The sequence below is a fragment of the Acinetobacter sp. P1(2025) genome (assembly GCF_051390655.1).
In the GTDB taxonomy this organism is placed as follows: Bacteria; Pseudomonadota; Gammaproteobacteria; order Pseudomonadales; family Moraxellaceae; genus Acinetobacter; species Acinetobacter junii.
Window position 1 is genome coordinate 1 of sequence record NZ_JBPKBJ010000020.1, and the last position, 25,978, is coordinate 25,978.

26 protein-coding genes and 1 riboswitch are annotated in these 25,978 nt (G+C 39.7%); of the genes, 15 read left to right on the top strand and 11 right to left on the bottom strand.

The annotated features are described in order from the left end of the window. Window positions 1–229: 229 nt before the first annotated feature. Together ACSC97_RS06920 and ACSC97_RS06925 are read left to right on the top strand one after the other, a co-directional pair. Window positions 230–844 carry a DUF6915 family protein gene (locus ACSC97_RS06920; protein WP_004957343.1) on the top strand — a complete coding sequence of 205 codons (615 nt, stop codon included), beginning with the start codon at window positions 230–232 and terminating at the stop codon, window positions 842–844. A gap of 23 nt (window positions 845–867) precedes the next feature. Then, window positions 868–1,647 (top strand): hypothetical protein, encoded by a 780-nt coding sequence (locus tag ACSC97_RS06925; protein WP_436660072.1) that lies wholly within the window; start codon window positions 868–870, stop codon window positions 1,645–1,647. Between the two features lie 66 nt (window positions 1,648–1,713). On the opposite strand, the gene thrC is transcribed toward ACSC97_RS06925, so the two are convergent. The 4 genes from thrC to xerD form a co-directional block, all read right to left on the bottom strand. Beyond that, the gene (gene thrC / locus ACSC97_RS06930; RefSeq protein ID WP_002048893.1) at window positions 1,714–2,853 is read right to left on the bottom strand and encodes a threonine synthase; all 1,140 of its coding nucleotides are present in this window, start codon (window positions 2,851–2,853) and stop codon (window positions 1,714–1,716) included. A gap of 58 nt (window positions 2,854–2,911) precedes the next feature. After that, window positions 2,912–4,213: a homoserine dehydrogenase gene (locus ACSC97_RS06935; protein ID WP_004917010.1), complete on the bottom strand. Its 1,302-nt coding sequence runs from the start codon at window positions 4,211–4,213 to the stop codon at window positions 2,912–2,914. 126 nt (window positions 4,214–4,339) lie between these two features. Further along, window positions 4,340–5,155, bottom strand: coding sequence for a DsbC family protein (locus ACSC97_RS06940; RefSeq protein ID WP_130576399.1), 816 nt, complete (start codon window positions 5,153–5,155; stop codon window positions 4,340–4,342). Window positions 5,156–5,291: 136 nt separating this feature from the next. Beyond that, a complete protein-coding gene (gene xerD, locus ACSC97_RS06945) occupies window positions 5,292–6,212 on the bottom strand; it encodes a site-specific tyrosine recombinase XerD (protein ID WP_004957351.1) in 921 nt (306 codons plus the stop codon). A gap of 149 nt (window positions 6,213–6,361) precedes the next feature. Here xerD and ACSC97_RS06950 point away from each other — a divergent pair, with 149 nt between their 5' ends. From ACSC97_RS06950 to ftsW, 5 genes are all read left to right on the top strand, one after another. Further along, entirely contained in the window at window positions 6,362–6,622 is a 261-nt protein-coding gene (locus ACSC97_RS06950; protein WP_020899909.1) for a FeoA family protein, read from the top strand. Then, the gene (gene feoB / locus ACSC97_RS06955; RefSeq protein WP_436660076.1) at window positions 6,619–8,472 is read left to right on the top strand and encodes a ferrous iron transporter B; all 1,854 of its coding nucleotides are present in this window, start codon (window positions 6,619–6,621) and stop codon (window positions 8,470–8,472) included. Before ACSC97_RS06950 ends, feoB begins: the two co-directional genes overlap by 4 nt. Window positions 8,473–8,485: 13 nt before the next feature. Beyond that, a complete protein-coding gene (locus ACSC97_RS06960) occupies window positions 8,486–8,737 on the top strand; it encodes a DUF6587 family protein (protein WP_129260988.1) in 252 nt (83 codons plus the stop codon). 148 nt (window positions 8,738–8,885) lie between these two features. Then, on the top strand, window positions 8,886–10,244 hold the full coding sequence (gene murD / locus ACSC97_RS06965; protein WP_129260986.1) for a UDP-N-acetylmuramoyl-L-alanine--D-glutamate ligase: 1,359 nt from the start codon (window positions 8,886–8,888) through the stop codon (window positions 10,242–10,244). Between the two features lie 10 nt (window positions 10,245–10,254). Further along, window positions 10,255–11,448 (top strand): putative lipid II flippase FtsW, encoded by a 1,194-nt coding sequence (gene ftsW / locus ACSC97_RS06970; protein ID WP_004916997.1) that lies wholly within the window; start codon window positions 10,255–10,257, stop codon window positions 11,446–11,448. Between the two features lie 52 nt (window positions 11,449–11,500). On the opposite strand, the gene gluQRS is transcribed toward ftsW, so the two are convergent. From gluQRS to thiC, 5 genes are all read right to left on the bottom strand, one after another. After that, window positions 11,501–12,364, bottom strand: coding sequence for a tRNA glutamyl-Q(34) synthetase GluQRS (gluQRS, locus tag ACSC97_RS06975; protein ID WP_436660079.1), 864 nt, complete (start codon window positions 12,362–12,364; stop codon window positions 11,501–11,503). 133 nt (window positions 12,365–12,497) lie between these two features. After that, window positions 12,498–13,031 (bottom strand): RNA polymerase-binding protein DksA, encoded by a 534-nt coding sequence (gene dksA, locus ACSC97_RS06980; protein ID WP_004916993.1) that lies wholly within the window; start codon window positions 13,029–13,031, stop codon window positions 12,498–12,500. Between the two features lie 189 nt (window positions 13,032–13,220). Then, window positions 13,221–14,036 carry a 3',5'-cyclic-AMP phosphodiesterase gene (gene cpdA / locus ACSC97_RS06985; protein WP_099949320.1) on the bottom strand — a complete coding sequence of 272 codons (816 nt, stop codon included), beginning with the start codon at window positions 14,034–14,036 and terminating at the stop codon, window positions 13,221–13,223. A 21-nt stretch (window positions 14,037–14,057) separates the two neighbouring features. Then, window positions 14,058–14,669 (bottom strand): NUDIX domain-containing protein, encoded by a 612-nt coding sequence (locus ACSC97_RS06990; RefSeq protein WP_005403538.1) that lies wholly within the window; start codon window positions 14,667–14,669, stop codon window positions 14,058–14,060. A gap of 75 nt (window positions 14,670–14,744) precedes the next feature. Further along, window positions 14,745–16,640, bottom strand: coding sequence for a phosphomethylpyrimidine synthase ThiC (thiC, locus tag ACSC97_RS06995; RefSeq protein ID WP_004916989.1), 1,896 nt, complete (start codon window positions 16,638–16,640; stop codon window positions 14,745–14,747). A gap of 84 nt (window positions 16,641–16,724) precedes the next feature. Further along, window positions 16,725–16,844, bottom strand: a riboswitch (TPP riboswitch). A 147-nt stretch (window positions 16,845–16,991) separates the two neighbouring features. Between thiC and phoU the strand changes: the two genes are divergently transcribed. Together phoU and ACSC97_RS07005 are read left to right on the top strand one after the other, a co-directional pair. Beyond that, the gene (gene phoU / locus ACSC97_RS07000; protein WP_004916988.1) at window positions 16,992–17,714 is read left to right on the top strand and encodes a phosphate signaling complex protein PhoU; all 723 of its coding nucleotides are present in this window, start codon (window positions 16,992–16,994) and stop codon (window positions 17,712–17,714) included. Window positions 17,715–17,937: 223 nt separating this feature from the next. Then, window positions 17,938–18,057, top strand: a complete 120-nt coding sequence (locus ACSC97_RS07005; protein ID WP_004916987.1) for a hypothetical protein — start codon at window positions 17,938–17,940, stop codon at window positions 18,055–18,057. A gap of 437 nt (window positions 18,058–18,494) precedes the next feature. Here ACSC97_RS07005 and ACSC97_RS07010 read toward each other — a convergent pair whose 3' ends face one another. Further along, window positions 18,495–18,770, bottom strand: coding sequence for an oxidative damage protection protein (locus ACSC97_RS07010; protein ID WP_004916986.1), 276 nt, complete (start codon window positions 18,768–18,770; stop codon window positions 18,495–18,497). A 9-nt stretch (window positions 18,771–18,779) separates the two neighbouring features. Then, window positions 18,780–20,213, bottom strand: a complete 1,434-nt coding sequence (argH, locus tag ACSC97_RS07015) for an argininosuccinate lyase (RefSeq protein WP_004957372.1) — start codon at window positions 20,211–20,213, stop codon at window positions 18,780–18,782. On the opposite strand from argH, the gene ACSC97_RS07020 reads away from it, so the two are divergent. The 6 genes from ACSC97_RS07020 to ACSC97_RS07045 all read left to right on the top strand — a co-directional run bounded on the left by ACSC97_RS07020 (window position 20,204) and on the right by ACSC97_RS07045 (window position 25,977). Beyond that, window positions 20,204–21,346: a sensor histidine kinase gene (locus ACSC97_RS07020; RefSeq protein ID WP_005403540.1), complete on the top strand. Its 1,143-nt coding sequence runs from the start codon at window positions 20,204–20,206 to the stop codon at window positions 21,344–21,346. The genes argH and ACSC97_RS07020 overlap by 10 nt on opposite strands. Before the next feature lie 57 nt (window positions 21,347–21,403). Continuing rightward, complete coding sequence (locus ACSC97_RS07025) at window positions 21,404–22,144, top strand: LytR/AlgR family response regulator transcription factor (protein WP_004916982.1); 741 nt, start codon at window positions 21,404–21,406, stop codon at window positions 22,142–22,144. A 110-nt stretch (window positions 22,145–22,254) separates the two neighbouring features. Beyond that, on the top strand, window positions 22,255–23,172 hold the full coding sequence (gene hemC / locus ACSC97_RS07030) for a hydroxymethylbilane synthase (protein WP_004957375.1): 918 nt from the start codon (window positions 22,255–22,257) through the stop codon (window positions 23,170–23,172). 1 nt (window position 23,173) lies between these two features. Beyond that, entirely contained in the window at window positions 23,174–23,950 is a 777-nt protein-coding gene (locus tag ACSC97_RS07035; RefSeq protein WP_436660085.1) for a uroporphyrinogen-III synthase, read from the top strand. Beyond that, window positions 23,947–24,777, top strand: a complete 831-nt coding sequence (locus ACSC97_RS07040) for a hypothetical protein (protein ID WP_436660087.1) — start codon at window positions 23,947–23,949, stop codon at window positions 24,775–24,777. The genes ACSC97_RS07035 and ACSC97_RS07040 overlap by 4 nt, the downstream gene beginning before the upstream one ends. 6 nt (window positions 24,778–24,783) lie before the next feature. Next, entirely contained in the window at window positions 24,784–25,977 is a 1,194-nt protein-coding gene (locus ACSC97_RS07045; protein WP_004916972.1) for a hypothetical protein, read from the top strand. Window position 25,978 lies beyond the last annotated feature (1 nt).

Sequence of the window (25,978 nt, forward strand, 5' to 3'; positions counted from 1 at the left end):
TTTCTTCATTGTGTGCTTTCCAATTGCGAGTTGAAAAAGTCTAATGATTCTATGAATACACCTAACTTTTTCAACTAACTACAAATGTGTTGCACTTGGGATTTGAATCTGCGTCTTTAAAAAATCAGAGAAAGACGACATAACTTGTCTTTTATCAAATAATTATATGTATTAATAAATCAAAAATAGAGTAATATTTGTTCACTACAATAAATGATGACATTCAATCATGAATGCGATGCAACATGCTCGGATTTCCGCAAAACGTTGGGGTGGGGAGCCTGAAGACTACTATGAAATTCATGCTTTTATAGATAGTACCAAAAGCTTATGCAGTGATGCACGACACCGAGTTTTGCATACTTTATGGGGAATAAACTCAGTTGTAGTGCCGATCTTTGGGCATAGTCTAGTGACGAGTACAGGCAAATCTGTTGATGTTAAAGATTTGTGTGAGCGTGATCATTTGTTAGTGGACTATCAACAGCGTTTTATTCCGACCTTACATGATTTTGTAAATGCGATAGATGTAAAACAATTACCCCAAAATTTTGAACAACATTTAGAACAATTACATCTTAACTATGTAAAGGATAAAACACTTTCGCAAATGATGTTATCGCCATTAGCACAGACGGGTAAATTACATTCTTTATTACTGACACATAATAGCTGGTTTATTTTTGATATCTTACCTCGATTGGGATCACTGCCTAGTTTGGGAAATATTCGTTATAGCCCTGCTGATTTTTTTAATGCGATGCATTTTGAATTGTGGATGGACAATGGGATGGCAATTCCTCTGAGTGCGCAAGCATTACATCAAATAAAACAAACGACTTAACGATATATTTTTAGGGGAATAAAATGAGCACATATGTGATTCGTGCCAAGTATTTTGGTTATAACGATGAAGTTTTCTACGTAGCTGGCAATCGTATTGCTAATGTTTTTGATAATAAGCAACAGGCTGAATTAGCTTATAAAAAACTTGAGATAGATGGAGCGCGTGATTTTGCATTATATGAAGTTGAATCTCTTTTTGATGCTGATGAAGCATTATTGCAGCAATTAGATGACTTCGTATATTCACGTTGTGGTGAACATATTTGCGAAGAAGGGGATATTTCTGACGATGTATTACCTGCAAGTTTAAGTGACGATGATACCTTTGAATTTATTCAGCTTGCTGGAATGCAAAAATTCCAATTGGTTGAATTCGAAAATGAAGTCAAGTTTTATGGTTTATGGTCTGTAAAAAAACAACAATGGGTGGAGGAACATGATGAATGCTTTGCAGGTCTAATATATTCAGAAAGTTTAGATGCTTTTAAATCTAAAGTTGAGCATATTTTTGCTGATTATGATTATTCAGCAATTGAAATAAAAGGCAGCTTGGATGAACTTTCAGCCCAACCGATTTTATTGCAAGCAATGATTAGTACACGATCTGGTTTAAGTTATGATGAAGCAAAACAAACCCTTGTCATTGATGCTTGGCAAGATGAAGCATTGTATGCTGTGAATTCGCTATTGAAGCAGCCTTTGTTTGAAATTAAAGGAATTAATCTAGAAGAAATTCAAAAAATTGAAAAAGACTTAGCGAAACAATACAGCTACGATGAAGATTATGAATATGAAGAATAAAATCATGTTCTAGTTAATAAAAAACCAGTTGCAAGCAACTGGTTTTTTATTACTAAAAATTTATTCTTACATATTTGAAAGAATAGAATCTTTAACTTGATCCATCGTTGCATCGATGGATAACATCACAGCATCCGCACATTGTTTGATTGCTGTATCTGGATCTTTCAAACCGTTACCTGTCACAGTACATACGATCACAGAACCTTCAGCAATTTTACCTGCTTTGATGTCACGAATAGCACCACCGATAGAAGCAGCAGAAGCTGGCTCTACGAAAACACCTTCATACATAGAAAGTAAGCGTTGAGCTTCAAGAATTTCGCTATCTTGAAGTTCATCGAACCAACCTTTCGAATCACGTACAACTGCTTTTGCATGATTCCAGCTTTGTGGATTACCAATACGAATAGCCGTTGCAACGGTTTCTGGACTTTCCACTGGAGCACCACGTAAGAATGGCGCTGCACCAGAAGCTTGATAACCAACCATCGTTGGTAAGCCTTCAGGTTTAGGACCAGTGAATTGATCTGTTGCTGCATCATAGATGACTTGTTCGAACTGATCAGCAGGTTGATTTGCTACTGCTTCTGTATAACCCATCCAGTGTGCAGTGATATTCCCTGCGTTACCTACTGGTAAACAGTGGTAGTCAGGTGCACGCCCTAGAGCTTCAACAATTTCGTACGCAATGGTTTTTTGACCTTGCAAACGGTAAGGATTGATTGAGTTTACGATAGTCACAGGCGCTTGATCTGCTACTTCTTTTACTAGACGCATACCGTCATCGAAGTTACCGCGGATTTGCATGGTGATTGCACCGTACATCATTGCTTGAGCCATTTTACCCATTGCAATTTTGCCTTCAGGAATCAAAACGAATGCTTTAATTCCTGCACGTGCTGCATATGCCGCTGCTGCAGCTGAAGTATTCCCTGTTGATGCACAGATAATTGCCTTCGAGCCTTCTTCAACTGCTTTGGTTACAGCCATCGTCATACCACGGTCTTTGAATGAACCTGTTGGGTTAAGACCTTCGTACTTCACATAGATTTCAACGTCTTTGCCAATAATACGTGGAATGTTCTCTAGTTTAATAAGAGGAGTATTTCCTTCGCCTAAAGAAATTGCACGTGTAGTTGCAGACACAGGTAAACGGTCACGATAACGATCTACAAGACCAGTATAACGATTGGCATTCGACATGATGGTGTTCCAATATGAGGTAGAGCGGGGTGAGGGAAGGCATTTTCCCTCAACCTGATTAACTATCGAGCGATTCTAAACGAATTCTTACGATTTCGCCACGAATAGCTGGTAATGCTTGAATTTGAGCAAGTGCTTCATCCATTTTTGATTCAACAATTGGATCAGTCAAAATCACGATTGGGATGAGGTCTTTAAGGCGAGATTGTTGCATGATCGCATCAATACTAATACCTGAACGGCTGAGAATGCTAGTGACATCAGCGAGCACACCAGTTTGGTCTTCTGCATTTAAACGAATGTAATATCCCGTTGTCATTTCTTCACGGCTTAGGATTGGTACATTTGTAAGCGCTTCGAATGCAAGTTGAGGGATTGTTCCAGCACCGTCTTCGGTGTATGAGATATCTCGAACAATATCAATCACATCTGCTACAACTGCTGAAGCTGTTGGTCCTGCACCTGCACCTGCACCGTAATACAGTGTCGGACCCACCGCATTTGCTTGAACAAGTACCGCATTTTTTACGCCATTCACGTTTGCGATCAATTCTTCAGCAGGAATCAAGGTTGGGTGTACGCGTAACTCAATACCTTTTTCAGCACGACGCGCAATACCTAAATGTTTGATACGGAAGCCAAGTTCTTCAGCATATTTCACATCTTGAGCTGTGATTTTACTAATGCCTTCGGTATAAACCTTATCGAATTGAAGTGGAATACCAAACGCACAAGATGCCAAAATCGTCAGTTTGTGTGCAGCATCAATCCCTTCAACATCAAATGTCGGATCTGCTTCAGCATAGCCAAGCTCTTGAGCTTCTTTGAGAACATCATCAAATGCACGACCTTTTTCACGCATTTCAGTCAGAATGAAGTTACCTGTACCGTTGATGATGCCTGCAAGCCATTCGATATGGTTAGCTGCTAAACCTTCACGGATGACTTTAATAATTGGGATACCACCAGCAACAGCCGCTTCATAAGCAATTTGCACGGCATTGTCTTCTGCTGCTTTGAATAGCTCATTACCATGTTCTGCGAGTAAAGCTTTGTTTGCGGTAACAACTTGCTTGCCATGCTTAATGGCTTCCATGATGACTTCATAAGCAGGATGAATGCCACCCATGACTTCAACGACTACATCAACATCAGGTTGACGCACGATCTCCATGAGATCTGAGCTTTGTTTAATGCCTTCGAGTTGTAGATCTGGACGTGGACGGCGGGTGCCTACGTGTGTAATTTGAATTTCTCGACCAGTACGGCGTTTAATTTCAGCAGCATTTTCTTGTAATAATTTAAGGGCTCCACCACCTACAGTACCAAGACCGAGTATCGCCAGACGAACTGGTTTCACGTCACACTCCATTTTATTCAATCATTTTAATGAAGCTTGATCATAGCTAAAAAAGTGCGCAGACACTAGGGCTAAGATCATCTTTAATCTGTCGCCCAAGTCGCTTTGTGGAGTTGCTGTGAGGATTTATTTTTCGAGTCGTTTAATGATTTCTTCTGGTGTCATATATCCACCAAGATATTCGCCGTCAACGTTATAAATTGCTGGTGTGCCATTAACGCCCATGTTTAAACCTAACTGATATTGATCACGTACAGGGTTTTTACATTCTGCTGCAGCAACAGGAAGACCTTGTGATGCTTGATCAAATGCAGCTTTGCGATCTTCACTACACCAAATTGCTTGCATCGTAGGCATAAACTGCTCACCACGTGGCCATGCGATATAACGAACTTCAATACCTTTGGTATTAATTTCAGGTAAATGTTCATGCAGCTTGTGACAGTACGGACAGCTTGAATCGGTAAAGACATAAATCACATGCTTAGCTTTACCGCCTTCGGCTGGATAAACAATTAAATCTTCAGTTTTGAGTGCTGCTAAATGCTTTTTATTTTCTGTAGCTTGAAGAGCTTCGCTAACATTCTGTAGCTGTTTGTCGCCTAAACGGATCACATCGCCTTGGATTATGTATTGACCATCACTAGTGGCATAAACAGAACCCATGCCTTCTAGACTCACCCAGAATAGATTAGGAACTTCTGTTTTTTTAACTGCAATAATTTTAGCGTTGATATTTGCAGTTTTAAGATGCTTTTCTAAGGTTGAGACTAAACGTTGTTGCGCGTTTCGCTCACTTAAGGTTGATGCTTCACCCGTAGCAGGCGCTGTTGCTGTAAGAGCATCTTGTTTTTGCGCTGAATTTTCTTTTGAGCAGGCACTAACTAATAAAGTTGATGCTAATGCACAAGCAAGTGCAAGCTTAGACCGAGTAAACACCATAAAGAACCTTTTTTCTACGTATTCATTTGTATTAAGGGTCTAAGCATAACAAAAAAAACATCTGACTTCGTTAAATCTTGCTTAAGCTTTGTGAACTCAATCAACTTGTTGAATGCGTCATAGATAAACGGTCGGTTTAGCCTCTTGGATGATGTTTGCTATGCAGCTCTTGCATTCGATGTTGAGCGACATGCGTATAAATTTGTGTGGTTGAAAGATCGCTATGACCGAGTAGCATTTGTACTACACGTAGATCAGCGCCGTGATTGAGTAAATGTGTGGCAAATGCATGTCTCAGAGTATGTGGTGATAATTCTGCGGATATATTGGCCTGTAAAGCATAGCGTTTGATCGCGTACCAAAAGTTTTGCCGACTCATGATTCCTCCATGTTGGGTAAGAAATAAATAATCGGTATTACTTTTATAAAGCTGTGGGCGGGATTCTGATAAGTATTTCTCGACCCATTCACATGCGTATTGACCTAGCGGGACAAGACGCTCTTTATTTCCTTTGCCTGTAATACGTAAGAAGCCTTGTTTTAAATTTATTAACTCTAAACGTAAATTCAGTAGTTCTGTAACACGTAGACCACAAGCATATAAAACTTCAAGCATGGCTCGATCACGTAAACCCAAAGCAGTACTGATATCGGGTGCATTTATCAGTGCTTCAACATCATGCTCTGATAAATCTTTGGGTAATGCTCGACCAATCTTTGGGGATTGATGTGTCGCAACAGGATTATCATCTCGAAGTTTTTGTTCTCTGAGAAATTTAAAAAATTGCCGTAAAGCTGATAAACACCGAGCAATGGAGCGTGGGCTTTTGCCATGTTTGGTCAGTGCGATCAGTACATCGGCAATATCATCACTTGACCACTCAGTAAGTACCACTGTGTCGTGCAAGTCACTACATTGAATTAAATCAGACAAATAGGCATTACGAGTATGCGGACTTACTGTTTGTGCAACTAAATAATCACGAAATCCATGTAAAAAACTTAAATGTTCAGGGATTTTTACAGCAGCAGGAATACGAGGTTTTTTATTTAACATAACAGCTTAAATCCTTTCATCTACTGCACTGTAAAAGAAAAAGTATTTGTTGTCGATCTGTGACAAGACTAAATGCCACTGAGATTGCTTTTGGTAATTATTCTCATTTGCTTGTATACTACGTGCAAAAGAGTTATGGGTTAGAAACGGTGCGATTGTCAGCATTAAAAGTCAAACAAACAGCGAAAATCACGCAAGTGAATCGTCTAGTGAATGATAATGATGAACCAGATCTGGTAGCGATACGTCTCGAGAGTTTGGGTTTTGTGCCTGGCGCACAGGTTCAAGTGATCACCAAAGGTGTGTTTGGTGGTGACCCGATTCTAATCCAAATAGGTTTTACCCGTTTTGCTCTACGCAAATCTGAAGCCGATAAAATTGAAATTCAGCTGGAAGGAGCACCTACATGAGTGATGCACTTCGTGTTGCCCTTGTGGGAAATCCAAACTGCGGTAAAACATCTTTATTCAATCATTTAACTGGTACCCGCCAGAAAGTAGCAAACTATGCGGGTGTGACGGTTGAACGTAAAGTCGGACATTTTCAGCTGCCATCAGGTAAAAATGTTCGTGTTCTAGATTTGCCAGGAACTTATAGTTTACAAGCAACTAGTCCCGATGAAGCAATTACCCGTGACGTCTGTCAAGGTAAAATAGCTGAGGAAGGTCAGCAAGATGCTTTCTTGTGTGTGGTAGATGCGACAAACTTAAAACTACATCTTGGTCTCGTATTAGAAATTATTGAGCTTGGTCGTCCGATCCTCGTGGTTTTGAATATGATGGATGAAGCACGTCGTCGTGGTATTCAAATCAATACACAAAAATTATCTCAACGTTTAGGTGTACCTGTTGTTGAGACGGTTGCTGTACGTAATTCAGGAACCGAAAATTTATTACATGCACTTGATCAAGGGAAATATACCGTTCCACAGACCGAGCTGAGTGGTTTGACTGGTGAGCATCATCAGAAAATTGAAACCATTTTCAAAGATGTCGTGAATTTCGTAGATCAGGAAGATAAGCGCACAGATTTCCTTGATAAAATCTTCTTGCATCCAGTGTTGGGTTTGCTCAGTCTAGCTGTGATGATGTTCATCGTTTTCCAAGCTGTATTCGCTTGGGCAGCACCATTTATGGATGGAATTGAAACCTTCTTCGGATGGCTTGGTGAAACATTAGGTGCTCATATCAGTCAGCCACTTTTACAAAGTTTAGTGGTTGATGGGATTATTGCAGGTGCAGGTGGAGTAGTGGTGTTTTTGCCACAAATTCTGATTTTGTTCTTCTTCATTTTAGTCTTAGAAGAATCTGGATATCTACCTCGTGCTGCGTTCTTGCTTGATAAATTGATGTTTAAAGCAGGCTTGAGTGGTCGTGCGTTTATTCCATTGCTTTCAAGTTTTGCTTGCGCTGTTCCGGGTATTATGGCTACTCGAAGTATTAGTGATCCCCGTGATCGTTTCACGACGATTATGGTCGCACCATTAATGACTTGTTCAGCTCGTCTACCTGTCTATGCTTTATTGATTGCAGCTTTTATTCCAGCTCAGACCGTTTGGGGAATCTTTAATCTTCAAGGTTTAGTGTTGTTTGGTCTATATATGGCGGGTATTGTTAGCGCATTATGTGTTTCATTTGTGATGAAATTTTTGCAAAAAGATAAATCACAACATGCGCTTTTATTGGAGTTGCCAAGCTATCGTATCCCCGATTTAAAAAGTGTCGGCATTGGTTTATTGGATCGTGGAAAAATCTTCTTAAAACGCGTGGGTGGAATTATCTTCGCGCTTTCGATTTTACTTTGGTTTTTATGTACTTTCCCACAAGCGCCTGAAGGTGCCACTCAACCTGCGATTGATTATAGTTTTGCTGGTATGTTGGGGCATTTAATGCAGCCTATTTTTGCCCCAGTGGGATTCAACTGGCAGATATGTATTGCACTTATTCCAGCGATGGCAGCACGTGAAGTAGTTGTTGCTGCACTGGGAACAGTATATGCCTTATCTGGAGCTGATGATGAAGCTGTTGCCCAAGGCTTGGCTCATTTAATTAGTGCAGATGGAACAGGTTGGTCTTTAGCTACAGGGCTGTCTTTGCTGGTGTGGTTTGTTTATGCGCCACATTGTTTAGCAACTTTGGCAACGGTGCGTAGAGAAACAGGTTCTTGGAAACATGTGGCTGTGATGACCGCATATTTATTTGGTTTGGCTTATTTGATGTCTTTCTTTACTTACCAAATCGCTTCGCGAATTTGGGGCTAGATAGGAGCTGCATATGTTTGAGTATCTGATTATTGCGGTTTTGGTCAGTTGGAGTGCCATAGTTGTCTTTAAAAAGGTATTTCCTCAAACCGCAAATGCTATGTTCATGTCTTTGTCGAATGTATGCCAGCGTTTTGGTTGGCAACACTTAGCACTACGATTGAAACCTAAAATGGTTGTTGGATGTGGTGGTGGATGTGGTTGTGCAAGCGATGAAAAAGACAATAAAAAAACTGAAGAGATTCAAGCCGTGAAATGGCGTTAAGATTTTTTGTTTATAAAGCCATCGAATGATGGCTTTTTTACGCACTGACACAAAAAAATGCGAATAAAGATAAAACTGAAAAAGCATTCAAAACAGCAAAGTGCTAACATTTTTGCCATTCTGTGATCTGCGATAAAATGGGGCAAAAATGTTAATACAACGTGGTGGATTAAAAGTTGTTGCTGGCTTGGGTATTTCTGGTGTGTCAGCAGTAAACTTTCTGCATGAACAAGGCTACCAAGTTGCAGTAACAGACTCTCGAGAAACTCCACCAGGTCATGACCAAATTCCTGCTGAGGTGAGAACGAGCTTTGGACGACTCGATACAGAGCTATTACTTCAGGCCGAAGAGATTATTTTAAGTCCTGGCTTAGCGCCACAATTACCTGAAATTCAACAAGCCATTGATAAAGGAATTCCAGTTGTAGGGGATATTCAGCTTTTACGCCGTGCAACTGATGCTCCCATTATTGCGATTACAGGGTCAAATGCTAAAAGTACAGTGACAACACTCGTGGGTTTGATGGCTCAGGATGCTGGAAAGAAAGTGGCTGTTGGTGGAAACTTAGGTCGACCAGCTTTAGATTTATTAAAAGACAAACCTGAACTCATCGTTTTGGAGTTATCGAGTTTCCAGTTGGAAACTACTTCGCATTTGAATGCTGAAGTTGCGGTTGTTCTCAATATGAGTGAAGACCACTTGGATCGTCACGGTGATATGTTGGGTTATCACAAAGCCAAACATCGTATTTTCCAAGGTGTTAAAAAAGTCGTTTATAACCGTGATGATAATTTAAGCCGTCCTTTAGTGCCTGATGCAACACCAATGCAAAGTTTCGGTTTGAATGCTCCTGATTTAAATCAATATGGTGTGTTGAGAGATGCAGATGGCACCATGTGGTTGGCACGTGGAAGAGAGCGTATCTTAAAAACCTCTGAGATGTATATTCAAGGAATGCACAATGTAGCAAATGCACTTGCTTGTTTAGCCATTGGTGAAGCGGTTGAATTCCCATTACAGAGTATGTTAGAGACATTGAAAACATTCAAAGGCTTGGAGCATCGTTGTGAATATGTGCAAACGATTGATGGTGTCCGTTATTACAATGATTCAAAAGGAACAAATGTCGGCGCAACTTTAGCGGCGATTGATGGGCTTGGTGCTGCTATTGAAGTCAATAAAGGCAAATTAGCACTTATTTTAGGCGGTCAAGGCAAAGGTCAGGATTTCCGTCCTTTACGTAATGCAATACAAAAATATGTGAAATCTGTCATTCTAATTGGCGAGGATGCGCCTGTAATTGAACAAGCGATACAAGGAACAACTGTTATTCAGCACGCGTCTAGCTTAAAAGCCGCGGTCGAGCTTGCTCAGCAAGTAACGCAAGCTGAAGATGTGGTTCTATTGTCGCCAGCATGTGCAAGTTTTGATATGTTTAAAAGTTATAATGATCGCGGGCATCAGTTCGTGGCATGTGTAAATGCCTTGAGTGAAAATAAAAACTAGGAACAGCGTTATGGCGGATTTGGCCCAAAATACAGTGCAGAAGATTTCTCAAATCTTAAATCGATTGCCGAAGCTTCCAGCAGAAATGACACCACGTAACATTCTGATTTTCTGTGTGGTGTCTTTACTCTGTTTGGGTTCGGTGATGGTGGCCTCTGCTTCCATGCCGTATGCAGAATATATCCATGAGAATCCATTTTATTTTTTGATTCGTCATGGTATTTCGATTGTTGTCGCCGCTGTGGTTGCATTTTTGACTTATCGTGTCTCTTTAAACTTATGGTTTAAAAATGCGTTTCCATTATGGCTGATTACGATCATATTGCTGCTCGCCGTTTTGGTGGTCGGGTCAGAAGTGAATGGCGCACATCGTTGGATTAAAGTTGGTGGTTTCACGATACAGCCAACGGAGATTGCTAAGATTGTGATGGCAATTTTTACGGCAGATTATGTGGTGCGCCGTGCGAAAGAGGTTCGAACGCACTGGAAAGGCTTGCTACGCTTAAGCGGAGTAATGGCACTTACAGTCGGTTTTATCGTTGCTGAGCCTGATCTTGGGGCAACAGCGGTGATAGTTTTAATGATGGTTGGTGTGTTCTTCTTAGCTGGTGCGCCTGCGACTCAGTTCTTGATCATGTTAGGGGCGATTCTTGCAGGAATTACCGCACTGATTTTATTTGAACCATTCCGCTTTCAACGACTTATTTCATTTACCAACCCTTGGGCTGATCCATTAGGTGTGGGTTATCAGTTGTCAAATGCTTTGATGGCATTTGGTCGGGGTGAATGGTTTGGAACAGGTTTGGGGCATAGTGTCCAGAAACTTTCCTATCTTCCTGAAGCACATACAGACTTTATGTTAGCAGTCTTGGGGGAGGAGTTTGGATTCTTCGGTGTAACCACAGTCATGATTCTCTCATTTACCATGCTGGCATGTTGTATTCGTATTGGGCATCGTGCATTGCAGCATAATTATCTGCGCGCAGGTTATTTAGCTTATGGTATCAGCATTATTTTCCTGTTACAGATTTTGGTAAATGCGGGCATGAATATGGGCTTGATGCCAACCAAAGGTTTGACACTGCCGTTTATTAGTTATGGTGGTACATCATTGATGATGTGTGCTGCGATGATTAGTCTGATTTTGAAAATTGACGCTTCAACCCAAGAGCTAAATCCTGTCAAAGAAGAATCGAATTTCTAAATGATTTAGTTTCTGATACAAAAGAGACCCTAATGTATTAGGGTCTCTTGTTTTATAAATAAGATCCTGTCAAATGAATGCCTTTAGGGATTAAATTTACATCCCATTGCTGTACAGCTTGTTGCAGCATTATTCTAGGTTGATTTAATTCAACATTTGGTTGCCCAAGTGCCAATATGGCTTGCTGTAATAATTCAGAAGCCTTTGATAGGTCTAATGCTTGTGCCAAATTTTGCTTAGATAATTTCTGACCTTGATCATTCATAGCTAGGGGTAAATGCATATAACTCAAACTTGGATAGTTCAATATAGAACCAAGCCAGATTTGTCGAGCGGTATTATCTAATAAATCTGCACCGCGAACGACATGGGTAATGCCTTGTAAATAATCATCTACCACAACTGCTAATTGATAACTAATGATGCCATCTCTTCGTTTTAGAACGAAGTCACCGAGATCATCTTTTAGGTTGGAACATTGCCGACCTTGTAATCTGTCTTCAAAACAAATCAGCAGATCATCGACTTTTAAACGAATGGCTTGCTCAGCAAAATCAAGATTTAAATCTCGGCATGTGCCAGCATAGATGTGATTAGAGCCGAGCATTTTGCGGGTGCATTGGCAGGCATATATGGCATGTTGCTGTTTGAGTTGATCGAGTACTTGCTCATAAATAGCTAAACGATCTTTTTGGAAAATAATCTCGGCATCAGGTTCAAATTCAAAGGCATCGATGCAAGATAAAATGTGAATTTCGCTATTTGGATAAATGCGAGGAATGTCGGTATCTTCTATTCGTACTAACCACTTACCATGATTGGCTTTGGCATCACAATAGCTTGCGACAGCAGTCAGTAAAGAACCAAAATGTAAAGGGCCAGTAGGAGAGGGTGCAAAACGTCCGATATAAGACATAAAGATTTATTGTTGTCTAAATAATTAAATCTACACCTAATCCCTCCAATACAAGGAGGGAGATATGCGAAAATAACGGGTTTTTAAAATTCGCAATATTCCTCCCTTTCTAAAGGGAGGTTAGGCGGGATGGTTATCCGTTGTTTTGCTTTTCTTTGATTTCAGCCAAAGTTTTGCAATCGATACATTGAGTAGCTGTTGGACGAGCTTCTAAACGGCGTAAGCCGATTTCGATACCGCAAGTTTCGCAGAAACCGTAATCACCACTTTGGATCGCTTCTAATGATTGCTCGATTTTACGAATCAGCTTACGCTCACGATCACGTGTACGTAATTCAATCGCAAACTCTTCTTCCTGAGTCGCTCTATCATTTACATCGGGTAAAGCTGTTGATTCATCTTGCATTGTGTTGAGCGTACGATCAACTTCTGACATTAACTCTGCTTTCCATGCATTTAAGATTTGGCGGAAATGCTCAAGTTGTCCATCAGACATGTATTCTTCATTTTTTTTCGGCTGATAAGGTTCAATCCCAAACAAGCTCGCAGTTGTACCGCCTTCAGAAGCTTTAGGTTTGGTTTTGCGTACACGTTTTACAGTCGATTTTTGTTCGTCGATCACTGCTGTGTGTTCGTCCAAGACTTGATTTTGGTTGTCATTCGCCATATAGGGCATTCCTCATCTTACACGTACTATCTATACGCAAAAAATATGGTGATATGCAAGTGTTTTTATAGAAACCTAAGATGGTTTTTTCCATCAAGGGTCGACATCATATAGACTTTTTCAGCAAGATGGTAGTCATTACTGTCTAGAATTAGTGATAAATCTAGGATGTGATTTGTAATCAAAAGTTTAGTCATAACCTAAGACTTCTGAGCTACTCAAGCGTTGAGAATTACTTAGACGATGTACTTGTGTTTCAATCTCGCCATTTGCTTTCAAACGGATATATCGGTAGCCAGGGTGTTCTTCATCAAGTGCAAATTTTTCACTTTTCGGTTTGAACTGAATACATGTAGAAGGGGTCGACAGAAATTCTACACCTTGCCATGATGTAATAGAGTCTTGATGCACGTGTCCACAAATAATTGCCTTAACATTGCTAAAGGGCTGAATGGTTTCAAGTAAATCAGAGGAATTTTTTAATTTATGCTGATCAATCCATGCAGATTGCATTGCAAAGGGATGGTGGTGACATGCAATTATGACATAACGATCATGTAGTTGAGTCAATAATTTTGGAAGTTGCTGCAATTGGGCATCTGCGATTTTGCCGTCAATACGATTCGGCTGAGCGCTATTTAATAAAATGACACACCAATTTCCAAGCTCAACAACTGTTGGAGCAGTCTTGTCTTGCTCATGGAATGGAAAATGATTGACATCATCGTGATTCCCAGGTGTTTGAAAAAAGGGAATGCTCAAGCTGTGCATATACTCGAGATAGCGATGATAGGTGAGTGGCGTCGGATTCTGAGCTAAATCACCTGTATGAACAATCAAGTCAATCTCAGGGTGTGTTTGACGCATCAAGTCGATTACTGCATGAAAACTTTGTTCGGGTTGCATTCCGACAAATTCTAAATGTGGATATTCAAGTAAATGAGTATCCGTAATCTGGATCATCACAAAATCTTTTTGTGATAATGTTGAGACTTGAAAAGTCACCGCTTTATCCCCTTCAGATTTTTATTGTTGTCGTAAATGCTGAGTAAGCCACTGCAATGCCATAATGACAGGTGCATTTCTCAACCGCCCATTTTTTAATAATAGAGGTGCATCAGAATAATCAAACAAATGAAGTTGAATGTCTTCCCCTTCGTCTGGCATTCCAAACACGCCACCTGATGTTGGTAATTCAACATTTGCAACATATAAGTGAAAAATTTCTGAACATGCCCCTGCCGAAGGATAGAAGGTAAATAAATGTTGTAAGTCATGAACTTCACAACCCGCTTCTTCTAAGCTTTCACGGCGAATACATGTTTCAGGTGTTTCATCCCCATCTAAAACACCAGCAATCACTTCTAATTGCCAAGGTGAAACGGTATCGTTTAATGCGCCAATTCGAAATTGTTCGATCAAAGCAAAACGTCTTTGCTGATTATCATATAATAAAACACCAGCCGCTTCGGGACGGTGAATTAATTCACGATGAATAGATGATGAATAATTAGATTTATTAAATAATCTATGTTTTATTGTGACTTTCTCTACCTGAATGAACCCTCGAAATAAGTTCTCTCGAGATTCTATCGAAACGTCGGATGCTGAAAAGCTGGCGTGCTCAAGAATATTCATCATAAATTAGGATGAGATTGTACATATCTCATCCTAACCGAGAATGGTTCGTTGGAAAATCATTTTTTAGTCGATTTACACTTTGTGGTACAGTTTTTGACCATGTTCCTGATAAGCGGTTTTCATGGCATTGAGACCTGCTTCAACTTCTGCATCTTCATCATTTGATTGATTGGCATTGTGTTGATTTTGCGCATAATCTCGCACATTCTGTGTGATTTTCATCGAACAGAATTTTGGTCCACACATCGAACAGAAATGAGCTGATTTATGAGCTTCTTTTGGAAGTGTTTCATCATGCATGCTACGTGCCGTATCAGGGTCTAAGCTCAGATTAAATTGATCGTCCCAACGGAACTCAAAACGTGCTTTAGAAAGTGCATTATCACGAACTTGCGCACCTGGATGACCTTTGGCTAAGTCTGCTGCATGCGCTGCAATTTTGTAGGTAATGATGCCATCTTTTACATCTTTCTTATTTGGTAAGCCTAGATGTTCTTTCGGTGTAACATAGCAAAGCATGGCTGTACCATACCAACCAATCATTGCAGCACCGATTGCTGAGGTAATGTGATCATATCCTGGTGCGATGTCAGTCGTGAGTGGTCCAAGAGTATAGAAAGGAGCTTCTTTACAGACTTCTAGCTGTAAATCCATATTCTCTTTAATCATATGCATAGGCACATGACCAGGACCCTCAATCATCACCTGAACGTCATGTTCCCAAGCGCGATGTGTCAATTCTCCCAGTGTTTTAAGTTCACTAAATTGCGCTTCGTCATTGGCATCTTGAACACATCCAGGTCGTAGTCCATCACCTAAGCTGAATGAGACATCATAAGCTTTCATGATTTCGCAAATTTCATCGAAATGCGTGTACAAGAAGTTTTCCTGATGATGTGCTAAACACCATTGCGCCATAATTGAACCCCCACGAGATACAATGCCTGTGAGGCGATTTGCAGTCATAGGAACGTAGCGAAGTAAGACACCAGCATGAATGGTGAAATAATCTACACCTTGTTCAGCTTGTTCAATCAAGGTGTCTTTAAAAATTTCCCAAGTGAGGTCTTCTGCAACACCATCCACTTTTTCTAAAGCTTGGTAAATTGGAACAGTCCCAATTGGAACAGGTGAGTTGCGAATGATCCATTCGCGTGTTTCATGGATATTTTTACCTGTCGATAAATCCATAATGGTGTCAGCACCCCAACGTGTTGCCCATGTCATTTTGGCAACTTCTTCATCAATAGATGAGCCAAGCGCTGAATTACCAATATTGGCATTAATCTTCACTAAGAAGTTACGACCAATAATCATCGGTTCACATTCAGGGTGATTAATATTTGCAGGGATAATCGCACGTCCTGCAGCAATTTCTTGACGTACAAATTCAGGGGTAATTTCTCTTAAATTTTGTGCACCAAAGTTTTGTCCTGCATGTTGGCGCATATCAACGTCATGACGTTGGCGTTGATTCTCACGAATTGCAATATATTCCATTTCTGGCGTGATAATACCTTGCTTCGCATAATGCATTTGCGTGACATTTTTGCCTGCTTTTGCGCGGCGAGGATTTTGGATATGCGCAAACCGAATATCTGCTGTACGAATGTCTTTTAAGCGTGCTTGTCCAAACTCAGAACTCAAGGTTTCTAAAACATCGGTATCATTGCGTTCTTCAATCCATGATTGGCGAACTAGAGGTAAACCTTTGTTCAAATCAATTTGGACATTTGGATCTGTATAGACTCCAGACGTATCGTAAACCATGATCGGTGGGTTATGTTCGCCACCTAAACCAGTAGGAGTATCTGTGAGACTAATTTCTCTGAACGGTACTTGGATGTCTGGGCGTGAACCTTCAACATAGACTTTTTTAGAGGCAGGTAAGATACGGGTTAAATCTTTAGCATCTTGCTCATGTTGAGCGGAAATATCAGCAGGGGAAAGATTCGTTAATTGGTTCATTGCATGATCCTTATGTTTGGCATTAACGAATCAAGCACGACCAAAAACGATGGCGGATTTATCTCTTTGATAAATAAAGGCGAAGTTTTTGCTGGGCTTGATTCCTACGCAGGTGTTAACCTGATCAGGTTCAACGGTACTTGTCTTTAAATTGAGAATTAAGACAATCTCAGCAGTTTGTTAACTGCGCTCCGTCAAGCTAGGCATTTAGACTAACAGATTTTTGCTTTATTGTTGTATCAATTAACACCATTCGTTAATTGCCAAATCCATGCTATTGTCATAAAAGTTTCATCATAGTTATGGTTTAATCACCAATCATTTTTTCCATGTGTCTAGTGGAGGCATCCTGTGTGTCCAAGTAATCCAGTGTTAAGTCACCATATTTCTTCACAATTTAATGAAGACCTACAAGATGTTCATACCAAATTTATGACAATGGGTGGATTAGTAGAGCAGCAAGTTGCTAACTCAATTCATGCTTTATTAGACACAGATGCCAATTTAGCGATTGACGTTCAGTTTAAAGACAACACGGTGAATCAATATGAGCGAGATATTGATGAAGGTTTGACTTTAATTTTGGCGCGCCGTCATCCTGCTGCGATCGATTTGCGTATGGTAATTGCAATGAGCAAAGCCAATACCGACCTTGAGCGAATTGGTGATGAAGCTGCAAAAATTGCACGTATTGCCCAAAATCTTTGTGAAGAGGGTGAGTCACCACGTGGTTACATGGAAACACGTCATATTGGTAATCAGGTTCGTGTCATGATCCATGATGCATTAGATGCATTTGCGCGTTTAGATGTGGATCAGGCTTTGAAAGTTGTTATGGCTGATGTCGATATTGATCGTGAATATCAATCAGCGACTCGTACACTTATGACATATATGATTGAAGATCCACGTCATATCGCACGTGTTATTAATGTGATGTGGGTGTTACGTTCTTTAGAGCGAATTGGTGATCATGCGCGTAATATTTCTGAGCAAGTGATCTATATGGCGAAAGGTATGGATGTTCGTCATACTAGCATTGAAGAAATTGAACAAAAAGTAAATCAAAAGTAATTTTGGCACAGCCCAAAAGATTTAACAGAAAGTGAATTTAATCAAAGTGAATCTGAAGCGGATTTTGATTAAATTTACTTTTTTGTTTTATGAGAAACGGTTTGTTTGGATCATTTTGGGCTGATTTAAATGATCTGTTATAGTTTTTTTTGAAGGCTTTGTGGCTATATTTAGAATCAGTATTTTTTCAAAATAGTATTTTCAACCTAAAGGCGAGAATGCTATGAGTTTCCTAAAAAAGAAAAATAATGCGAGCTTCGTTTTCTTTATTATCGTTCTATATGCATGTCTTGGATTTGGTTTAGGATTTGTGATTTGGGAGTATTTCCTGCTATCTCCATAAGATTGCAGAAACGAATATGTCACACAGATATTTAGATAGAGTAAATAAAAAAATCCCAGACTTCGGGGGAAAAGTCTGGGAGAGAAATATCATGCATTGTTGAGATATTGGGGGTATCTCTATCTTTCTATAAGTAACTTTAAATAGAATCGTTCAATCTGTCATGTAGACAACTGTGTATACTCTGTAACCCTTTATTACTAGTGTAAAGATCACGTAAATAAAAATGATAAATCATAAGTGTTTTTAGATCAAAATTTGAACCTATGGTAAAAATGGCCTGTAATTAAAAAAATCAAAGTCGTCTTGCCAATTTTTAAATAAAAAAAGCAATGATGGAATCATTGCTTTTGATACAAGAAATTTTAAAAATACTAAGCTCCCTTGCTTAACTTGGCAGAGCTTAGCTTTTCGATAAGGGTAGAGAGTTACTCAGCTTATCCTTGTTCAGGCTTCCAGCCTTCGGCTTTTTCTACGCTTTGGTCATTGTTGAAAAATTTCTCGCGTTGTTCCTCGAGGAATTTTTTTGCATCTGGTTCAAAGACATTTAAACGTTTTTCGTTAATCAATGTAGTTTGATGTTTTAACCATTCTTGCCAAGCTTGTTTAGATACAGTCTCAAAAAATTCTTGACCCTTTGCACCAGGGAATGGTGCAAAATCTAAACCTTCAAGTTCTTGTTGGTATTTACGGCAAAATACTTGTCTAGTCATGATCAGTCCTTAAGCGTATAGCTGTTCTAAGCGAGTGTGTGCACGAACAATTGCGGCTTCAACTTGTTTAGGTGAAGTTCCACCAATATGGTCACGTGCATTCACTGAAGCTTCTAGAGTCAAAGCTTTGTCAAATACATCTGCTTCAATCAGATCAGAGAATTGTTGTAGCTGTTCAAGAGAAAGCTCAGACAAATCTTTTTCTTCTGCTACGCCAAGAGCAACTGCTTTACCAACAATTTCATGCGCATCACGGAAAGCAACCCCTTTTTTAACAAGGTAATCTGCAAGGTCAGTTGCTGTAGAGAAGCCACGTAAAGCCGCTTCACGCATAACTTCAATATTTGGTACCAGTGCTGGAACCATGTCTGCAAAAGCCATAAGTGAGCCACGAACGGTATCAATTGCATCAAATAATGGTTCTTTGTCTTCTTGGTTATCTTTGTTGTATGCCAATGGTTGGCCTTTCATTAAGGTCAATAAGCTAATTAAGTCGCCAAAAACACGACCTGACTTGCCACGAACTAATTCAGGAACGTCTGGGTTTTTCTTCTGTGGCATGATTGAAGAACCGGTACAGAAGCGATCAGGAATATTCACAAACTTGAACTGAGCTGAAGTCCATAGAATTAGTTCTTCAGACATACGTGATAAGTGCATCATGATCAAAGATGCTGCGGCATTAAATTCAATCGCAAAATCACGATCTGAGACTGCATCGAGAGAATTTTCTGAAACTGCTTCAAAACCTAATAACTCAGCGGTATAGGCACGATCAATCGGGTAGGTTGTACCAGCTAAGGCTGCTGAGCCGAGTGGCATACGATTAACACGTTTACGGCAGTCTTGTAAACGTTCGGTGTCACGAACAAGCATTTCAAACCAAGCTAATAAGTGATGACCAAACGTCACAGGTTGAGCAGTTTGTAAATGAGTAAAGCCGGGCATGATAGTATGCGTATTTTGACTTGCTAAACTCAGTAAACCTTTTTGTAAGCGAAGTAATAAGCCTAAAATGTCATCAATTTCATCACGTAGATATAAACGAATATCTGTTGCTACTTGGTCATTACGACTGCGACCTGTATGAAGTTTTTTACCTGTGATGCCAATACGTTGAGTCAGACGAGACTCAATATTCATGTGGACATCTTCTAAATCAATACGCCATTCAAAATTTCCAGCTTCGATTTCTGCTTTAATCGTGCTTAAACCTTGAATAATGTCATCACGTTCAGCTTCAGTGAGTACACCAACTTTTGCTAACATGGTTGCATGAGCGATAGAGCCCGCAATATCTTGTTTATAAAAACGTTGGTCAAATTGCACAGATGCTGTAAATTCTGCAACAAATGCATCCGTTGCTTCTGAGAAGCGACCGCCCCACATACCAGAGGTTTGATTAGGGCTTGCTGAAGATGAGGATTGAGAAGATGTGGTCATGGCGGCTCAGTAAAATAAAAAAGAGTATAGCAAATCCAAACGCAGATGCCGAAACTCGACGCAAGAAGTTATCGCAATCTCGTCAGATGAATTCATCAGGCACGTATTTTTTTACGAAAATTGGTCAATGGCAACACTTATTAGAACTAATTGTTGCAAGTAATGTATTGGCAATGGTTTTAGCATTGGCGGAAGCTCGCTCTTGGCATGCTTTGGAAGGTATTCGCGTTTTACAATACACCTTTTTTATTAATTGGGTGATTTTATCTTTTTCCGCGTTTGTCGATTATTTTCAGGATTTCTTTACTAAGTTAAGTCAAAAGGTCGCTTTGACTTTGGGTTTTGTTGTCCTGCAAATCATTGTGCTGCTTACAACTTGCGCTGTGAATATCATTCAGTTTTGGGCAGCTCGATCTACTGGTTTTTCCGAAGATGTCTTATTTCATGGCGTAAGTTTGCATTTGGGGTATGGTATTTTATTGGGTGCTTTTTGCTTACGTTATTTATATATGCGTGAGCAATGGTTGCGTCAGCAGTACAGTGAGTTAAATGCGCGTATTCAAGCGATGCAGGCACGGATTCATCCACATTTTTTATTTAATAGTTTAAATAGTGTGGTGAGTTTGATTTCAATAGATCCAGATAAAGCTGAAAATATGTTGATCAGTCTTTCTCGATTGTTTCGGGCCAGTTTTCAGGAGTTGAAACTGGTAAGTTTGGAGGAAGAAATTGATCTGTGTAAGCAGTATCTCAGTATTGAGAAAATGCGTTTAGGTGATAGATTAACCGTAGAATGGAATATTCAAGCGACACCAATTGAGTTAAAACGAGCGACTATTCCATTATTAACGTTGCAACCTTTGTTAGAGAATAGTATTTTTCATGGGGTGGAAAAAGTTTTACAAGCTTCAACGATTAGCGTATTGGTTGAAATATTGCAAAATCAAGTCACTATAGTCATTACTAACCCCTATTCTCACGATAAAATAAAATCCAGAACAGGGAATGGTATTGCAATAGAAAATGTTGAACAGCGCTTGAAGGCTTATTATGGGCCAGCTGTGAAATTTCAAGTGTATGGGGGAGTGTCGTTATATACGACTGTGGTGAGTTACCACGATCGAGTAAAATAATAAGTCCAGTTAACCATAAAAAATATGGATGATGTTAACGGTGACAAGGAGGAGAGGATGAAAGTTCTGATTGCTGATGATGAACCTCTCGCAGTAGAGCGTTTATCACGTTTAGTGACCCAGATGGGGCATGAAGTGATTGCGACAGCACATCATGGGCAAGATGTGTTAGATCATATTGAAAATGATTCACCAGATGTTGTTTTATTAGATATTCAAATGCCAGGGATGAATGGATTAGAGTGCGCTGAGCAATTGAGTCACTTGAACCCACGTCCTGCTATTATTTTTTGTACGGCATACGATCAACATGCATTGGAAGCATTCAAATTTCAAGCCCAAGGATATTTACTCAAACCTGTAGCCCAACAAGATTTACAGCAGGTTTTTGATAATTTAACTCAACTTACCCAAGCTCAAATGACGGGTTTAAAACAACAAGATCATATGTACGATACTAAAACTCAACGTCACCAAATTGCTGCGAAAACTTATCGTGGGGTCGAACTTATCCCTGTAGAAAATATTTATTATTTTTTGGCGGATCAGAAGTATGTCACCGTGCGCCATAAAAATGGCAGTGTATTGATAGACGAAACATTAAAAGATTTAGAGCATGAGTTTGCTGACCGCTTTATTAGAATCCATCGTAATGCGCTTGTTTCACTAGATTATTTAGAAGGTTTAGAGCTGGTTGCTGCTGGACAATACCAAGTTCGATTACGTGAACTTGAGGAGCGCTTGTCGGTGAGTCGCCGTCATTTACCAAGTCTAAGAGAGTGTATGCATCAACTATAATTTGTTGAAGCTAAGCTTGTTATGATCACTTTTTGCTTTTTTTACTTGCATTTTTAAATGATCAAGTTAAGTTTGGAGCAATTGCTTTGATCAATACTTAACTTAGATTTATGAAAACTCTAAAAATTGCAACTCGACAAAGTCCTCTTGCACTTTGGCAAGCTGAGCATATTCGTGCTCGTTTAAATGAACTTTATCCTGATTTAACGGTTGAATTGGTTAAGTTTGTAACCCAAGGTGATAAAATTTTAGATACGCCTTTGGCAAAAATTGGTGGTAAAGGATTATTTGTAAAAGAGTTGGAAGCAGCACTATTGGATGGGCGTGCTGATTTAGCTGTACATTCAATGAAAGATGTGCCGATGCATTTACCTGCAGGCTTAACACTTGCAGTGATCTGTGAACGAGAAGATCCTTTAGATGCTTTTGTATCGAATCAATATGCTCATTTTGATGAGTTACCACATGGTGCGAAAGTAGGGACCTCAAGTCTACGCCGTAAATGTCAGATACTTCAGCAACGCCCTGATTTAGAAATTATTGATCTACGCGGTAATGTAGGAACACGGTTATCTAAACTCGATGATGGACTGTATGATGCGATCATTTTAGCGAGCGCAGGTTTAAAACGCTTAGGTTTGGCAGAGAGGATTCGCCATTGCCTCGCACCTACATTGAGTTTGCCTGCAGTAGGGCAAGGTGCTTTGGGTTTGGAATGTCGTGCAGATGATCAAGAATTATTGGAATTAATCTCTCCTCTTCAACATGAAGTAACTTCAATTTGTGTACGTGCAGAACGTGCATTTAATGCCTATCTTGAAGGTGGATGCCAAGTTCCGATCGCTGGTTATGCGATAATTACTCAAAATCAACTTCAAATCGAAGGTCGAGTCGGTAGTGTAGATGGAAAGACGCTATTAAAAGAACAATTGTCAGGAGCATTGGATGAGGGAGAGCGATTGGGTGTGGTTTTAGCCGAAAAACTATTGGCACAGGGTGCAGGCGAGCTACTGAAAGCTTTATATTAAAATGTTATTCATCAATACGCGCCCTGAAGATCGAGCACATTCATTAAATCAAGCTTTGATTCAAGAGGGGATACAGGTTGAATCCTTGCCCTTACTTGAGTTGGTTGCTGAGCCATTTACAGTAGATTTGATGCAGTTGTATGATCAACTTAAGGCTTCGCAAGTGATCGTTGTTGTCAGTCCAACTGCTGTTGAGATTGGCATGCTGCATCTCAAGAATAGTGGGATTGATTTAGATCAACTTAAACATATTCAATGGATCGCGGTTGGGCAAGCCACAGCAGCAGCGCTAAAAACCTTTGGGATTGATAGTCTTGTTCCTGATGTGGAAAGTTCAGAAGGGATGTTGCAGCTACCGATACTTAGAGAACGCGTTGACTTAAATACAGTCGCATTTTGGCGTGGGCATGGCGGACGTCAATTTATGATGCAACATTTGCAACAAACAGGCGTTAATATTCTCAACTTTATCCTTTATCGTCGCCAATGCCCTGAACTAAGTTTGACTAAATTTCCTAAACTCGTTTCTCAATTGGTAGCACAACAACCAGTTTTTGTGTTGATTAGTAGTGAAGCAAGTTGGAGAAACTGGCAAAAGCTCACCGCACAGATTAGCAAAGAGTTGGATTGTATTTATTTAGTACTTGGTGAGCGTTTAGCTCAGGTATTGTGTCAAACGCAAAATCAAGTAGATTCTATGTTGAAATATATTCAGTTAGAAACATTAGCACCATTAGAAATTATTCATTCTATTCAAGGCTGGCAAGGACAATCATGAGAAAAATTGCTTATTTCATATTGGTTCTGGGTTTGGTGTGGTTGGCGAAACTCAGTTATGATGTTGCGCAATATTCTCAAACAATTCCTCAGCTTCAACAGCAGTTGGTTCAATCACAGCAACAATACTCTTTGTTAAATGACCAATTAGTGGGTTTGCAACGACAACTGCAAGACAAAAACACCTCAAATAACAATAATAAACTTGTAACTACACCGATAACGATTGATGGTATTGCTCCCGCCGTTGTAATCAAGCAAAAACTACAATTAGTGCAGTTTGCTGTAGATCAGCAACAATTTATTTTTGCGCTAGAACAGTTGAATCAGTTGCAACAACAAATGGCTCAACATCAAGTTTCACCAGCATTGCAGCATGGTCTTATTAAAGCGATGGAACAAGATAAGCAAAACATTCAACAATATGTATTGCTGCAAACTCAGCAGCGTCAGCAGTTTGATACGTTGTTGCAGTATTTAGATCAGCAGCTTCAGCAAGAAATGCAGAAACCCGATATTCGACTGCAGAAAAACAGTGAACGTTCATGGTGGCAATGGTTCAAATTTGAAAAGGTGCAACGCACTCCACCAGACTTAATCCAACGAAGTATTTTACTAAAAGAGGCTCAATTAAGATTATTACTTGCTGAGCAAGCATTACATTTAAATCAAGCCACTGAATATCGTAAGTCAATGCAAGAAGTTATGCTACTTTTAGAGGATTTGCCAGATCGTAGTAGTCAGCAAATGAAACTACGTGTGGAGAAAATGCTTAATCTTCCCGTCGTTCCTGCTCCGAAACTAACGACTCTCGGTTTGCTAGGGTAGTCCGATATGAAGCATTTATTGAAGATATATTTCCTTGCAATCCTTAGCTTATTCGCTATTTTTTCAGTCTTTAGCTATGGTTACGGTAGTGGTTACGCTTATATCTATTGGCGGGACTGGCAGTTTCAAAGTAGCTTTTGGGGATTAGTAACCTGCTTTATTCTTGTGAGCTTCATCGCTCAGGCAGGATGGTTATTAGCAAAAAGATATCTCGCACAACAGCAAAGACAGAAAGATACAATTCTTCGATTTAAAGATTTACATCCTTATGAGCAGCTTGGCATCGTTTGGTTATTAGATGCTGCCAAAGATCAGCAAGTGTTCATTGAGCGAGTTTTCACACAGTCAGGTTTACTGAGTAATATCGTTGATGCTCAATTTGATTATCGCAATGGTGATTATGAAACGGCATTGATGAATCTAGAAAAGTCAGCCCCTATGGCTTTTGAACTTGCTGAATTGCTTAGAGTGGATATTTTTCTAGAGCGACAAGAAACAGAAAAAGCACTTACACATTTGGAATTTCTCGCACAACATCAACTATCCCCTTGGCTAAGCGAAATTGAAACGGCATATCAGCAAAAAATAACCAGTTTGTGGGGTAAATTGGCCTTACAAAAGCCATGGGTGTTTTTACAAAGTACTCAACATGGGCTGCTAGATGCAGAACATCGTGATCTTTGGTTGCAGCAATTATTAATTCAATTTGATCAAGCTACTGTAGATGATTTAGGTGCACTTCAACAACGTTACATGATGCTGCATTCAGAAATCAAAGCACGGCCGTATACCAGTAAAGTACTTTGGTTAAAATTATTGGCTCGAATGCCTGAAATGAGTGTTCAGCACGAGGAGCTTGCCTTACATCTATTGCAAGAGCATTTTGATCCTGAAGTATTTTATTTGTGGTTTCAACAACAGCTACTTAAGCAAATTCCTGATTATGCTTATGTTGAACAACGAATTATGGAGTTGGAGCAAAAATATACCAGCGTTCCAATGCTGGCTTTTGCAAAATGGCATATATTTATGGCGACAGATCGCCAGACTGATGCAGCACAATTGTTGGATTTATATCCTGATAATATTTTAATGAGTTATTTAAGGATTAAATCTACCTTGGGTGATGATTCTGATTTAATCAGGCAGTTGAATTTAATCTTTGAAAATGATGTTAATTTTCTTAACTTTAAGATATGAG

What these genes read in the sequence shown, in the direction of transcription:
- ACSC97_RS06920 (WP_004957343.1), top strand. Translation starts at nt 230, where the DNA reads ATGAATGCGATGCAACATGCTCGGATTTCCGCAAAACGTTGGGGTGGG.
- ACSC97_RS06925 (WP_436660072.1), top strand. Translation starts at nt 868, where the DNA reads ATGAGCACATATGTGATTCGTGCCAAGTATTTTGGTTATAACGATGAA.
- thrC (WP_002048893.1), bottom strand. Translation starts at nt 2,853, where the DNA reads ATGTCGAATGCCAATCGTTATACTGGTCTTGTAGATCGTTATCGTGAC.
- ACSC97_RS06940 (WP_130576399.1), bottom strand. Translation starts at nt 5,155, where the DNA reads ATGGTGTTTACTCGGTCTAAGCTTGCACTTGCTTGTGCATTAGCATCA.
- xerD (WP_004957351.1), bottom strand. Translation starts at nt 6,212, where the DNA reads ATGTTAAATAAAAAACCTCGTATTCCTGCTGCTGTAAAAATCCCTGAA.
- feoB (WP_436660076.1), top strand. Translation starts at nt 6,619, where the DNA reads ATGAGTGATGCACTTCGTGTTGCCCTTGTGGGAAATCCAAACTGCGGT.
- ACSC97_RS06960 (WP_129260988.1), top strand. Translation starts at nt 8,486, where the DNA reads ATGTTTGAGTATCTGATTATTGCGGTTTTGGTCAGTTGGAGTGCCATA.
- murD (WP_129260986.1), top strand. Translation starts at nt 8,886, where the DNA reads ATGTTAATACAACGTGGTGGATTAAAAGTTGTTGCTGGCTTGGGTATT.
- ftsW (WP_004916997.1), top strand. Translation starts at nt 10,255, where the DNA reads ATGGCGGATTTGGCCCAAAATACAGTGCAGAAGATTTCTCAAATCTTA.
- gluQRS (WP_436660079.1), bottom strand. Translation starts at nt 12,364, where the DNA reads ATGTCTTATATCGGACGTTTTGCACCCTCTCCTACTGGCCCTTTACAT.
- dksA (WP_004916993.1), bottom strand. Translation starts at nt 13,031, where the DNA reads ATGGCGAATGACAACCAAAATCAAGTCTTGGACGAACACACAGCAGTG.
- ACSC97_RS06990 (WP_005403538.1), bottom strand. Translation starts at nt 14,669, where the DNA reads ATGAATATTCTTGAGCACGCCAGCTTTTCAGCATCCGACGTTTCGATA.
- thiC (WP_004916989.1), bottom strand. Translation starts at nt 16,640, where the DNA reads ATGAACCAATTAACGAATCTTTCCCCTGCTGATATTTCCGCTCAACAT.
- ACSC97_RS07005 (WP_004916987.1), top strand. Translation starts at nt 17,938, where the DNA reads ATGAGTTTCCTAAAAAAGAAAAATAATGCGAGCTTCGTTTTCTTTATT.
- ACSC97_RS07010 (WP_004916986.1), bottom strand. Translation starts at nt 18,770, where the DNA reads ATGACTAGACAAGTATTTTGCCGTAAATACCAACAAGAACTTGAAGGT.
- ACSC97_RS07020 (WP_005403540.1), top strand. Translation starts at nt 20,204, where the DNA reads ATGTGGTCATGGCGGCTCAGTAAAATAAAAAAGAGTATAGCAAATCCA.
- argH (WP_004957372.1), bottom strand. Translation starts at nt 20,213, where the DNA reads ATGACCACATCTTCTCAATCCTCATCTTCAGCAAGCCCTAATCAAACC.
- ACSC97_RS07025 (WP_004916982.1), top strand. Translation starts at nt 21,404, where the DNA reads ATGAAAGTTCTGATTGCTGATGATGAACCTCTCGCAGTAGAGCGTTTA.
- hemC (WP_004957375.1), top strand. Translation starts at nt 22,255, where the DNA reads ATGAAAACTCTAAAAATTGCAACTCGACAAAGTCCTCTTGCACTTTGG.
- ACSC97_RS07035 (WP_436660085.1), top strand. Translation starts at nt 23,174, where the DNA reads ATGTTATTCATCAATACGCGCCCTGAAGATCGAGCACATTCATTAAAT.
- ACSC97_RS07040 (WP_436660087.1), top strand. Translation starts at nt 23,947, where the DNA reads ATGAGAAAAATTGCTTATTTCATATTGGTTCTGGGTTTGGTGTGGTTG.
- ACSC97_RS07045 (WP_004916972.1), top strand. Translation starts at nt 24,784, where the DNA reads ATGAAGCATTTATTGAAGATATATTTCCTTGCAATCCTTAGCTTATTC.